Annotated in this window: 12 protein-coding genes; 1 reads left to right on the top strand and 11 read right to left on the bottom strand. The window is 69.0% G+C overall.

The features are described from left to right. Positions 1-5: 5 nt before the first annotated feature. From aroQ to RQG77_RS13515, 11 genes are all read right to left on the bottom strand, one after another. On the bottom strand, positions 6-443 hold the full coding sequence (gene aroQ, locus RQG77_RS13465; RefSeq protein WP_311245145.1) for a type II 3-dehydroquinate dehydratase: 438 nt from the start codon (positions 441-443) through the stop codon (positions 6-8). Continuing rightward, a complete protein-coding gene (gene aroB, locus RQG77_RS13470) occupies positions 440-1,528 on the bottom strand; it encodes a 3-dehydroquinate synthase (RefSeq protein ID WP_311245146.1) in 1,089 nt (362 codons plus the stop codon). The genes aroQ and aroB overlap by 4 nt, the downstream gene beginning before the upstream one ends. Next, entirely contained in the window at positions 1,525-2,043 is a 519-nt protein-coding gene (locus RQG77_RS13475; protein ID WP_311245147.1) for a shikimate kinase, read from the bottom strand. The genes aroB and RQG77_RS13475 overlap by 4 nt, the downstream gene beginning before the upstream one ends. Next, positions 2,027-3,256 (bottom strand): chorismate synthase, encoded by a 1,230-nt coding sequence (gene aroC / locus RQG77_RS13480; protein ID WP_056307646.1) that lies wholly within the window; start codon positions 3,254-3,256, stop codon positions 2,027-2,029. Before aroC ends, RQG77_RS13475 begins: the two co-directional genes overlap by 17 nt. A gap of 53 nt (positions 3,257-3,309) precedes the next feature. Further along, on the bottom strand, positions 3,310-4,122 hold the full coding sequence (locus tag RQG77_RS13485) for a shikimate dehydrogenase (protein WP_311245148.1): 813 nt from the start codon (positions 4,120-4,122) through the stop codon (positions 3,310-3,312). Next, the gene (gene mltG / locus RQG77_RS13490; protein ID WP_311245149.1) at positions 4,119-5,711 is read right to left on the bottom strand and encodes an endolytic transglycosylase MltG; all 1,593 of its coding nucleotides are present in this window, start codon (positions 5,709-5,711) and stop codon (positions 4,119-4,121) included. Before mltG ends, RQG77_RS13485 begins: the two co-directional genes overlap by 4 nt. Further along, entirely contained in the window at positions 5,711-6,187 is a 477-nt protein-coding gene (ruvX, locus tag RQG77_RS13495; protein ID WP_056307641.1) for a Holliday junction resolvase RuvX, read from the bottom strand. Before ruvX ends, mltG begins: the two co-directional genes overlap by 1 nt. Then, positions 6,184-8,844, bottom strand: a complete 2,661-nt coding sequence (gene alaS / locus RQG77_RS13500) for an alanine--tRNA ligase (protein WP_311245150.1) — start codon at positions 8,842-8,844, stop codon at positions 6,184-6,186. Before alaS ends, ruvX begins: the two co-directional genes overlap by 4 nt. Before the next feature lie 71 nt (positions 8,845-8,915). After that, positions 8,916-9,104 carry a hypothetical protein gene (locus RQG77_RS13505; protein ID WP_056307637.1) on the bottom strand — a complete coding sequence of 63 codons (189 nt, stop codon included), beginning with the start codon at positions 9,102-9,104 and terminating at the stop codon, positions 8,916-8,918. 106 nt (positions 9,105-9,210) lie between these two features. Next, entirely contained in the window at positions 9,211-9,840 is a 630-nt protein-coding gene (rpsD, locus tag RQG77_RS13510) for a 30S ribosomal protein S4 (protein ID WP_052677824.1), read from the bottom strand. Between the two features lie 162 nt (positions 9,841-10,002). Then, the gene (locus RQG77_RS13515) at positions 10,003-11,334 is read right to left on the bottom strand and encodes a replication-associated recombination protein A (RefSeq protein WP_311245151.1); all 1,332 of its coding nucleotides are present in this window, start codon (positions 11,332-11,334) and stop codon (positions 10,003-10,005) included. Between the two features lie 112 nt (positions 11,335-11,446). On the opposite strand from RQG77_RS13515, the gene RQG77_RS13520 reads away from it, so the two are divergent. Then, a complete protein-coding gene (locus RQG77_RS13520) occupies positions 11,447-11,743 on the top strand; it encodes a hypothetical protein (protein WP_311245152.1) in 297 nt (98 codons plus the stop codon). Positions 11,744-11,755 lie beyond the last annotated feature (12 nt).

Here is an 11,755-nt window from a genome sequence, read left to right on the forward strand (position 1 = left end):
CGATTCTACGGGATGAGCGCTGCGAGCTGCCGCACAGCGCTCGCGTACCCGTCGACGCCCTCGCCGATCACTCGCACGGCGGCGACGTCGTGGAGGTAGGAATGATGCCGAAACTCCTCGCGGGCGTACACGTCTGAGATGTGCACTTCGGCGAACGGCAGCGCGACCCCGGTGAGCGCGTCGCGCAGCGACACCGAGGTGTGGGTGAGGCCCCCCGGATTGATGATGATCGCCGCGCAGTCCTCCCGGGCGGCATGGATCGCGTCGATCAGCACACCCTCGTGGTTGCTCTGGACGGCGCGCACCTCGAAGCCCACGGCTGCGGCGGCCTCGGCGGTCAGGCGCTCCACATCGGCGAGCGTCGCCGTGCCGTAGACCTCGGGTTCACGGCTGCCGAGCAGATTGAGGTTCGGTCCGTTGACGAGGAGGATGCGGCGCGTCATTCGCCGATCTCCTGGTACGCGGCGAACAGCAGCGATTCGTCCGGTGCCTGCAGAACGGTGGGCTTCGCGATGTCGTCGAGCAGGATGAATCGCAGCATGCCGCCGCGGCTCTTCTTGTCGCGCTGCATCGTGGCCAGGAGCTGCGGCCAGGCACCGGCGCGGTAGCCGGTCGGAAGACCCAGCGACTCGAGGATCGTGCGGTGGCGCTCAGCAGCGTCATCGGAGAGGCGCCCGGCGAGTCGTGACAGCTCGGCCGCGTACAGCATCCCGATCGAGACCGCTGCGCCATGGCGCCAGCGGTAGCGCTCCGCGTGCTCGATCGCATGACCGAGGGTGTGACCGTAGTTGAGGATCTCGCGCTGCCCCGCCTCGCGGAAGTCGTCGGAGACGACCTTCGCCTTCATGTCGATCGCGAGTTCGACCGCGCGCCGGAACTCCGGGGTCGTGGTGTCTACGGCGCGTGCGGGGTCGGCTTCGATGATGTCGAGGATCTCGGGCGCCCAGATGAAACCGGCCTTGGCGACCTCGGCGAATCCGGCCGTCGCCTCGTTGGGGCTGAGGCTCGAGAGCTCGTCGAGGTCTCCGATCACCGCGCGCGGAGCCCAGAACGCGCCGACGAGGTTCTTGCCCTCGGCGGTGTTGATCCCCGTCTTGCCGCCGACCGATGCGTCGACCAGTCCGAGCACGGTCGTCGGCACCTGGACGACCTGAACGCCGCGCAGCCACGTCGCCGCGACGAAGCCGGCGAGGTCGGTGACCGCGCCGCCGCCGTATCCCACGACCGCATCCGTGCGGGTGAAGTCGGCCTGGCCCATCACCTGCCAGCAGAACGCCGCGACCTCGATGCGCTTGCCCTGCTCGGCATCCGGCACCTCGGCCAGAAGCACCTCGCGCGGGCCGTTCTCGACGTCTGCGAGCAGCCGATCGCGCAGCTCCGCGGCGCGGGCCGCGAGCGTGGGCGGGTGCACGACGAGGATCTTGCGCACGCCAGGATCGAGGGCTGCGGAGACCTGATCGAGGATCCCCCGTCCGATGGCGATGTCGTAGGGGGTCTCCCCCGTCACACTGATGGTGGTGGTGCTCATGCTCGTTCTCTCCTCCATGCCACGATGTCGTCGGCGATGCGCTGCATCGGGCGGCGCGACGTGTCGAATGTCACTGATGCCACCTCGTCGTACCAGCCTCGACGTTCTTCGAAGATCTGCGTCCAGCGCCCGACCGGATCGTCACCCGCGAGCAGCGGTCGGCCACCCGCGTTGATGCGGTGCACGACCACCTCCGGCGACACGGTCAGGAAGACCACGGGGTGCTCGCGCAGCAGCGCCCGCGTTTCGGGATCCGTCACCGCGCCGCCTCCGAGCGAGATCACCCCGCCCGCGCCCAATGCGCTGGCGACCTCCGCCCGTTCGAGCGCGCGGAAGTGCGCCTCGCCGTGATCGGCGAAGATCGCGGGGATCGGGCCGTGGGCGGCCACGACGCGCTTGTCGGTGTCGATGAACGGCACACCGAGCTTCTTGGCGACGCGGCGACCGACGCTGGTCTTGCCCGCCGCCATCGGACCGACGAGCACCAGCGTCAGCTGCTCAGCCTCGCTCGTCATGCGCGATGAGCGCCGCCTCGGACGCCGGGGTCGTCCGCAACTCGGCCGGGATGCCGGCCAGGTACCCGTCGAGGTTGCGGCGCGTCTCACGGATGCTGTCGCCGCCGAACTTCTCGAGCACGGCGTTTGCCAGCTCGACGGCGACCATGGCCTCGGCCACGACGCCGGCAGCGGGCACAGCGCACACGTCCGAGCGCTGGTGGTGGGCCGTGGCATCCTCGCCGGAGGCGATGTCGATCGTCCGGAGGGCGTGAGGAACGGTCGCGATGGGCTTCATACCGGCGCGGACGCGCAGCACGGTGCCGGTGGACATCCCGCCCTCGGTACCACCCGCACGATCCGAGCCGCGCGAGATGCCGTCGGCCGTGGCGAATAGCTCGTCGTGAGCTGCGGAACCACGGCGACGGGTCGTCTCGAAGCCGTCACCGACCTCGACGCCCTTGATCGCCTGGATGCTCATCAGCGCCTGCGCGAGACGCGCGTCGAGACGGCGGTCCCAGTGCACGTGCGAGCCGAGCCCCGGCGGCAGGCCGTAGGCGAGGACCTCGACGATGCCGCCGAGGGTGTCGCCATCCTTCTTGGCGTCGTCGACCTCGGCCACCATGAGGGCGGACGTGGCCGGATCGAAGCAGCGCAGCGGGTCGGCGTCGAGCGTCTCGACGTCATCGGGCGTCGGAAGCGCGGAACCTGCCGGCACCTGCACGGGACCGATCGACAGCGTGTGGCTCACGAGACGGATGCCGAGCTCGCCCAGGAACGACCGCGCGATCGCACCGAGTGCGACACGGGCGGCGGTCTCGCGCGCGCTGGCACGCTCGAGGATCGGGCGCGCCTCGTCGAAGTCGTACTTCTGCATGCCCACGAGGTCGGCATGCCCGGGGCGTGGTCGGGTGAGCGGCGCGCTACGACCCCTCGACTTGTCGGTGAGCTCGACCGGTTCGGGGTTCATGACCTCGATCCACTTCGGCCACTCGGTGTTCCCGATGCGCAGGGCGATCGGGCTGCCGAGAGTCTTGCCGTGGCGGACACCGCCGGAGATGGTGAGCTCGTCCTGCTCGAACTTCATGCGCGAGCCGCGGCCGTAGCCGAGCTTGCGACGTGCGAGATCGGCCTGGATCGCCTCGGAGGACACGGGGACGCCCGAGGGCAGACCCTCCATGACGGCAATGAGTTCTGGGCCGTGCGATTCGCCGGCCGTGAGCACGCGGAGCATTGCTCTAGTCTCCCACGCGTTTCGACCCGACTCGTGCCGCATGTCGTCGACGGTTACAGAACCGCTCTCATCGCGGCGACCACGGCGTCTTCGCCGGGCAGCGCGGCGGTCGGATCCCCGTGCCGGAAGATCCGGATCTGTCGGACCGCCTGCCAGAGCAGCATCCCCTCGCCGGAGATCGCCCGGCCGCCCGTCCAAGCGGTGGCGAGTGCAGAGGGCCATGGCGAGTAGGCGACGTCGAACAGGGCTCCCCCGCGCTCGGCGAGACGCGCGGCGGTGCCGTCGTCGAGGGCCGTTCCGCTCGGAAGGGTCGCCACGGTGAGATCCACGTGGTCGGCGTCCGCGTCGAACGCATCAGCGGTCACATCGACGCCCAACCGCTCGCCGAGCGCCATGAGCGACGCGGCACGCTCGGGGCGACGCGCACGTACCTCGATCGACCGGGCGCCGAGTTCGACGCACGCGACGACTGCGGATGCCGCGGTCGCACCGGCCCCGAGGACACGCACCCGATCCACGTCGACGAGGCCGTGCTCGCCGAGGGCGTCGATGATCCCGCCGACATCGGTGTTGAAACCCTGCACGACATCCGTCAGGAGCAGCGTGTTGACCGCGCCCGTGAGCTCGGCGTGCCTGTCCCGAGTGGCTGCGGCCCGATGCGCCTGCTCCTTCAGCGGCATCGTGAGCGAGAGGCCGAGCCAGGAGCCGTCGAGCGACGCGAGGGCATCGGCGAAACCGCCCTCGCCGACTTGCCGTCGTGTGTACTCCCAGTCGAGGCCGAGCACGCCGTACGCGGCGGCATGCAGCCGCGGCGACTTCGAGTGTGCGATCGGGTCGCCCCACACCGCGAGATGCCGAGGCGTCATCCGGCCGAGCATCCCCCGTCGGGGTTCTCCTGGCACCACTTCTCCCACTTCTCGACGCCCTGGAGGTGCTCCTCGTACGTCACCGAGAACTGGGTCTCGCCCGTGGCGAGGTTGATGGTGACGAAGTACAGCCACGGACCGTCAGCCGGGTGCATCGCCGCATCGATCGCGGCGTCGCTCGGGCTGGCGATCGGTGTGATCGGCAACCCGGTGTGCACGTAGGTGTTCCAGTCGTTGGGATCCTCGAGCGCCTCTGCTGAACTCGAGACGACTCCTTCGTGCAGCGAGCCGTAGCCGTACTGCGCGGTCGAGTCCATCTGCAGCTTCATGTCGATGTCCAGGCGGTTCTGGATCACCCGCGACACCTTCGGGAAGTCCGCCGTGAGTCCCTCGCGCTGGATGATCGACGCGATCGTCAGCACACGCTGCGCGTCTTCGGCGGGGACGCCGGCAGCATCCAGCGACTCCTTGGTGCGATCGACCATGCGCTGGATCACCTGGGTCGCGGTGACGCCGGGGTCGAACGTGTAGACCGCCGGGAAGAGCCACCCCTCGAGCGTCTGCGCGGTCACGCCGTAGGTCGCAGGGTCGGCGTCGACAGCGGCCTGGAGGTCTTCGATCGGCATCCCGAGCGACTCCGCCATGCCGGGAAGCGACGACTCGATCGTCGCGCCCTCTCCGACGCTCGCCGAGTTCTCGAGCTTGTTCGCGGGGTCCTGGAGAGCCTCGAGCGCGGCCTCGGCCGTCATCTTCTCCTGAAGCCGGTAGATGCCCGGGTAGAACGTGATCGCGATGTTCTCCTGGACGAGGTAGTCGTAGAAGACCTCGTCGGTGCGGGTCACGCCCGCTTCGTACAGCGCGGTCGACACGGGTGAACCGGTGTCGCCTTCCTGGACGGTGACGAGCACCTCGCCGGACGCGATGCCGGGCTCCCAGTCGGCCGGCTCGCCCCAACCGAGGGCATCGCTGATCTTGTCGCCGTACGTGTTCCAGGCCCAGATTCCGGTGCCGACGATGCCGCCGATGACGGCGAGCACGATGATGAGCGCGACGAGGCATCCGGTGCGGCGCTTCTTCTTCTTCGGGGGCCTGCTGCCGGAATCGTCATCGGTGTGTGCATGGAAGAGATCCTCGAGCCGTCCACCGGAACCCGCAGCGCCTGCGGCGGCTCCGGTCGCGGGAACGGCTGCCCCAGCATCGGCGGGTGTGGGCCCGGGAGCGGCGTCATGATCTGCGTCGGACGCCGGCGCAGGAACGCTCATGCGAGCTGTCGAGTCCTGGTCGCCCTGGGGCGTCACCGGGTCGGCGGTGTGCGCGTCTGACCGCTGAGCGGGACCGGTCACAGGGAGCGCGCGGGTCGCCGGGTCGGCGTCCGCGCGAGGCTGCTGCGGTTCGGTCGCTGGCACAGCCGCCTCGCCACCGGGCGTCTGCGCCGAGGCAGCCTCGCGAGCCGCTCTGCGCGAACCGGGAGCCGGCGGCGTGTTGTCGACCGTCGGGCTCTGCTGCGACGGATCGGGGAGGTTCTCGAACAGGTCGCCGAGGCGGGCGTCCGGATCGTGCTGAGGTGAAGAACTCTCACGTTCGGGCATTAGCGTGGGGACTCCTCGTCGAGCGGAATCGTGTCACCGGGCGGGTTTCCGGTGCTCTTCTCCGTGTCGATCGCCTGCTGCAGCAGGATCACTGCGGCGATCTGATCCACAATGCTACGAGAATTCTTCTGGGATCTGCCCGAAGAACGCAGTGCGGCGTGTGCGGTGACCGTGCTCAGACGCTCGTCCACGAGGCGCACGAGCGTGCCGGTCCGCGACTGCAGCGCCGCCGCGAACTCCCGCGCATCAGTGGTCGATGCCGTGTCCGCACCCTGCAGATTGACCGGAAGCCCGACCACGAACTCGAGCAGGTCGAAGTCCTGTGCGATCTCCGCGATGCGGTCGATCGCCGAATCGTTGCGCTGGACGGTCTCCACAGGGACGGCGAGCATGCCGTCGGGGTCGCAGCGAGCGACCCCGACACGTGCACGTCCGACGTCGATGCCGAGCCGCACGCCGCGGCGGAACCCGCTCACGCTGACTGCAGCTCCTGAGACACGGCCTCGAGAGCAGCCGGAAGCGCCGCCGCATCCGTGCCGCCGCCCTGGGCGACGTCGTCACGTCCACCGCCGCCGCCGCCGAGCACGGAAGCCGCGCGCTTCGCCAGCGCACCCGCCTTCGCGCCTGCAGCGCGGGCGGCGTCGTTCGTCGCGACCACCACCACGGGGCGACCGTTCACGACGGCGCCGAGAGCGACGACCGCCGCGTCCGATCCGAGGCGATCGCGCACTCCGAGCACCAGTTCACGCACGTCGTCGGCCGAGGCGACCTCACCGAGAGACTGTGTCGCGACCCGGAAGGCACCGATACGACCCGCGGACTCCGCGATGGCCGGGACCCGGCCTGCGCGCTCCTTGGACTCGAACTGCGCGATGCGCTTCTCGGCCGACTTCAGACTCGCCGAGAGATCCGCGATGCGCTCGGCGAGCTGATCGCGCGGGGTCTTGAGCGAGGTGGTCAGCTGCGAGACGAGAGCGCGCTCGGCGGCCAGCTCGCGGAACGCGTCCTGCCCGACCAGAGCCTCGATGCGTCGGTTCGAGGCGCCGACCGACGACTCGCCGACGACGCTGACGAGACCGATCTCGGCGCTCGAGCTCACATGGGTTCCGGCGCAGAGCTCACGCGACCAGGGACCGCCGATGTCGACCATGCGCACGACATCGCCGTACTTTTCGCCGAACAGCGCCATGGCGCCCGCCTCCTTCGCCTCGTCGAGGGTCAGGATGCGGGTCGAGACCTCGAGGGCGTCGTTGACCGCGCGATTGGTGATCTCCTCGATCTCGGTGCGTGTGTCGGCAGACAGCGCCTGCGACCACGAGAAGTCGAAGCGCATGTAGCCGGCGCGGTTGAGCGAGCCCGCCTGCGTGGCGGTAGGGCCGAGCGTGTCGCGCAGCGCGGCATGCACGAGGTGCGTCGCGGAGTGCGCCTGCCGAGCGGCGCGGCGGTTGGCCGCGTCGACGACCGTGGTGGCGGCGTCATCGACCGCGACGATGCCACGCGTGACCTCGACGGTGTGGCTGATGAGACCGGGAACCGGGCGCTGCACGTCGAGCACCTCGAGTTCGAACCCGGGTCCGACGATCACGCCCTTATCGGCGACCTGTCCACCCGACTCCGCGTAGAGCGTCGTCTCGGCGAGCACGACCTCGGCGATCTGCCCCTCGGCCGCGCTGCGTGCCGGCTGGCCGTCGACGAGGATCCCGAGGATGCGCGAGTCGACCTCGAGCTCGGAGTAGCCGTCGAAGCCGGTCTCGCCGAGTGCGCGCAGGTCGCGGTAGACCGAGACATCGGCGAGCTGGCGCTTGCGGTTGCGCGCATCGGCCTTGGCACGGGAGCGCTGCTCCTGCATCAGAGTGTCGAATGCCGCGCGGTCGACGTCGAGTCCGGCCTCTTCCGCGACCTCGAGGGTGAGGTCGATCGGGAAGCCGTAGGTGTCGTGGAGCAGGAACGCCTCGGGGCCGCTGAGCGTCGTCGCGCCGCCCTTCTTCGTCTCGTCGAGCGCGAGGTCGAGGATCGTCGACCCGGAAGCGAGTGTGCGCCGGAAGGTCTCCTCCTCGGCGAAGGCCGCGACCGACAGCGTCGACCAGTCCTTCTCGAGCTCGGGGTACGCCGACTTCATGGCGTCACGCGAGGTGGCGAAGAGCTCGGGGAAGACCGGCTCGTCGACGCCGAGCAGACGCATCGAGCGCACCGTGCGGCGCATCAGGCGTCGCAGGATGTACCCGCGGCCCTCGTTGGACGGCCGGACTCCGTCGGACAGCAGCATCAGCGAGGAGCGGACGTGGTCGGCGACGACGCGGAAGCGGACGTCGTCTTCGTGCACGGCCCCGTAGCGGCGACCGGAGAGCTCGACGGCCCGATCGAGCACCGGGCGCACCTGGTCGGTCTCGTACATGTTCTCGACGCCCTGCTTGAGGAACGCGACGCGCTCGAGTCCCATGCCGGTGTCGATGTTCTTCTGGGGCAGCTCCCCCACGATGTCGAACTCCGTCTTGCCGCGGATGTTCTCGATGAAGTCCTGCATGAACACGAGGTTCCAGATCTCCAGGAACCGCGAGTCGTCGGCGGCGGGGCCGCCGTCTTTGCCGTAGGCGGGGCCGCGGTCGAAGAAGATCTCGGAGTCCGGGCCGCCGGGGCCGGGCTGGCCGGTGTTCCAGTAGTTGTCGGCACGCCCGAGGCGCTGGATGCGCTCGGGCTTCAGGCCGATGATGTCGCGCCAGATGGACTCGGCCTCGTCATCGGTCTCGTAGACGGTGACCCACAGGTCCTTCTCGTCGAAGCCCATGCCGCCGTCGGCCTCGGCGCTCGTCAGCAGCTCCCACGCGTAGCGGATCGCGCCCTCTTTGAAGTAGTCGCCGAACGACCAGTTGCCCATCATCTGGAAGAAGGTGCCGTGACGCGCGGTCTTGCCGACCTCTTCGATGTCGTTGGTGCGGATGCACTTCTGCAGATCCGCGATGCGCGGATGCGGTGCGGGAACGACGCCCGTGAGATACGGGATCATCGGCACCATTCCGGCAACCGTGAACAGCAGGGACGGGTCGTCGCTGACCAGGGAGGCCGAGGGGACGATGACGTGGTCGTTCTTCTCGAAGTAATCGAGGTAGCGCTGCGCGATCTCCGCAGTTTTCATAGGGGTGCCAGGTGTCCTTGCGTGCTGAGTGTGAAAGAGACGACGGAACCGCGTCCGAGGAGGAGCGGTGGTCAGTCGTCAGCGGGGTCGGTGAGACGTGCCTTCTCGTCGCGGTAGGAGTCGCCGATGATCGCGGTGAACTCGTTGATCCGCGCGTCGACCTCGGCGAGGATGTCGTGACCGCGCGGGTCCTTGTTCATGAAATGAGCCGCGACGAAGCCGCCGATCACTCCGATCAGGAACCACAGCACGTTCTTCATGTCGCCATCCTTGCCCTTGACCCGCGAAGGCGCGGTGCCTCCATCGTATGCGGAAACGACAGAAGGCGTCGGGTGAACCCCGACGCCTTCTGCGGAAAAGCTGAACTCAGCGAGCTGCGTAGTACTCGACGACGAGCTGCACTTCACAGGTCACGGGGACCTCGGCACGCTTCGGACGACGAACCAGGCGAGCCTGGAGCTTGTCGAGCTCGACCTCGAGGTAGCCGGGAACGGGAGGCAGGACCTCGGCGTGACCGCCGGCCGCTGCGACCTGGAAGGGCTCGGTGCCCTCGCTCTTGGCCTTGACGTGGATGAGCTGACCCGGCTTCACGCGGAAGGACGGGCGGTCGACGAGCTGGCCGTCGACGAGGATGTGACGGTGCACGACGAGCTGACGAGCCTGTGCGGTGGTGCGGGCGAAGCCCGAACGCACGACGAGAGCGTCGAGACGCATCTCGAGGAGCTCGACCAGGTTCTCACCGGTCAGGCCATCCTGGCGACGAGCCTCGTTGAACGTGTTGCGCATCTGCTTCTCGCGGATGCCGTACTGCTCGCGCAGACGCTGCTTCTCACGCAGACGGACGGCGTAGTCGCTGTCAGCCTTGCGCTTGGTGCGGCCGTGCTCACCCGGAGCGTAGGGACGCTTCTCGAGGTAGCGGGCGGCCTTCGGGGTGAGCGGGATGCCGAGGGCACGGCTCAGACGAACCTTGCGGCGGTCCTGGGACTTCGTGGTCACGAAGTGTTCCTTCCGATGACGTGGTCGCGTCTTTCACGACTCACGGACGTATCGTCCGCGTTCTGCCTTGGAGCGCACGCCGGGGCGCCAGCAAGGTGTGGTGTGAACGAGGAGATGCCCGAAAACTCGGTTTCGAGCCGATCCAGTCTAACAGATCCTGGCTCAGCGCCCGTCGAGGATGCGGCGGATGCGTTCGAGACGCGCCGAGATGTCCCGCTCCGCTCCGAGGTTCTTGGGTTCGTAGTAGCGCCTGCCCTGCAGTTCGTCGGGCAGATACTGCTGCGGGAGGATGCCGAACTCGCTGTCGTGGGGATAGACGTACCCGCGTCCGTGACCGAGTCGCTTCGCCCCCGGGTAGTGGGCGTCGCGCAGATGCAGTGGGACCCGGCCGAACCCACCGGAGCGGATGTCGGCGATCGCCGCGTCGATGCCCGTGTACGCGGCGTTCGACTTCGCGGTGGTCGCCAGATAGACGGTGGCCTCGGCGAGCGGGATCCTTCCCTCGGGCATGCCGATGAAGGCGACCGCATCGGCGGCCGCGACCGCGATCGTGAGCGCCTGCGGGTCGGCGAGCCCCACATCCTCGGAGGCCGAGATCACCAGACGCCTCGCGATGAAGCGCGGGTCCTCCCCCGCCTCGATCATGCGAGCGAGATAGTGCAGCGCCGCGTCGGGGTCGGATCCCCTGATCGACTTGATGAACGCGCTGATGACGTCGTAGTGCTCGTCGCCCTGGCGGTCGTATCGGAGCAGCGCCTTGTCGACGGCCTGTGCCACGTCGTCGGCCGTCGTGGCCGGCACCGCGTCGTCCTCGCCGTTGGACAGGGCGACGGCAGCCGCGGCCTCGAGCCCGGTGAGCGCCCGTCGGGCATCACCGGAAGCGAGCCTGATCAGCGCGGCGCGCGCGTCGTCTGCGAGGGTGACCGCGCCGTTGAGCCCGCGTGCGTCGGTGACGGCCCGGTCGACGAGGATCCCGATGTCGTCGTCGGTGAGCGGCTGCAGGGTCAGCAGCAGCGAACGGGACAGCAGCGGGGAGATCACCGAGAACGAGGGGTTCTCGGTGGTCGCCGCGATCAGCAGCACCCAGCCGTTCTCGACCCCCGGCAGCAGTGCGTCCTGCTGCGCCTTGGTGAAGCGGTGGATCTCGTCGAGGAACAGGATCGTCGTCTGCCCGTACAGGTCGCGCTGCGTGATCGCCTCCTGCATCACCTCGCGCACGTCCTTCACACCGGCGGTGATCGCGGAGAGCTCGACGAACCGACGACCCGACGACCGTGCGATGGCCTGGGCGAGGGTGGTCTTGCCGGTGCCCGGCGGCCCCCAGAGGATGATCGACACAGCCCCGGGCGACGTCGCCTCCGGATCTGCGAGCGCCACGATCGGTGAACCCGCCCGCAGCAGATGCTTCTGCCCGGCCACCTCGTCGAGGGAGACGGGGCGCATGCGCACCGCGAGGGGCGTCTGCCCGGAGAGCAGTGCGGCGGCGGAGGTCATCCGTCCAGGCTAACGCGGCGCACCGACACTGCGGGCAGGATCAGGGTGCGCCGATCGCGACGGTAGGCTCTCAGGCGACGGTGCACATTCACGTCCAGTAAGGGAGCACGTAATGGCCGGACGCGGGTCGAAGAGCGCGCAGTCGCGCACCGAAGCGGAGCGCGTGCGTCTCCATACCGCCCGCAGGGCCTGGCATGACGGGCAGATCCGACGCCGCGTGCGCGACAACACGATCGCGAGCATCGTCGGGTCGCTGATCGTCGTGGCCGCCATCGGCAGCCAGGTGGCCTATGCACAGGCGAATCCGCCGGCCCCCGAGCCGACGCCCACCGTAGAGCCGACCGAGGCTCCGCTCCCGACGGATACGACCGTCCCCGAGCCCGTCCCCACCGACGCACCCGTCGAGTAGCAGAGGGGCCCT

The sequence above is a fragment of the Microbacterium sp. WCS2018Hpa-23 genome, assembly GCF_031843845.1.
Classification (GTDB): Bacteria; Actinomycetota; Actinomycetes; order Actinomycetales; family Microbacteriaceae; genus Microbacterium.

Bases quoted from the DNA above. Each gene is read 5' to 3' on its own strand.
- RQG77_RS13475 (WP_311245147.1), bottom strand. From the start codon at position 2,043: ATGACGAGCGAGGCTGAGCAGCTGACGCTGGTGCTCGTCGGTCCGATG.
- alaS (WP_311245150.1), bottom strand. From the start codon at position 8,844: ATGAAAACTGCGGAGATCGCGCAGCGCTACCTCGATTACTTCGAGAAG.
- aroC (WP_056307646.1), bottom strand. From the start codon at position 3,256: ATGCTCCGCGTGCTCACGGCCGGCGAATCGCACGGCCCAGAACTCATT.
- RQG77_RS13485 (WP_311245148.1), bottom strand. From the start codon at position 4,122: ATGACGCCTCGGCATCTCGCGGTGTGGGGCGACCCGATCGCACACTCG.
- aroQ (WP_311245145.1), bottom strand. From the start codon at position 443: ATGACGCGCCGCATCCTCCTCGTCAACGGACCGAACCTCAATCTGCTC.
- aroB (WP_311245146.1), bottom strand. From the start codon at position 1,528: ATGAGCACCACCACCATCAGTGTGACGGGGGAGACCCCCTACGACATC.
- RQG77_RS13515 (WP_311245151.1), bottom strand. From the start codon at position 11,334: ATGACCTCCGCCGCCGCACTGCTCTCCGGGCAGACGCCCCTCGCGGTG.
- RQG77_RS13520 (WP_311245152.1), top strand. From the start codon at position 11,447: ATGGCCGGACGCGGGTCGAAGAGCGCGCAGTCGCGCACCGAAGCGGAG.
- mltG (WP_311245149.1), bottom strand. From the start codon at position 5,711: ATGCCCGAACGTGAGAGTTCTTCACCTCAGCACGATCCGGACGCCCGC.
- RQG77_RS13505 (WP_056307637.1), bottom strand. From the start codon at position 9,104: ATGAAGAACGTGCTGTGGTTCCTGATCGGAGTGATCGGCGGCTTCGTC.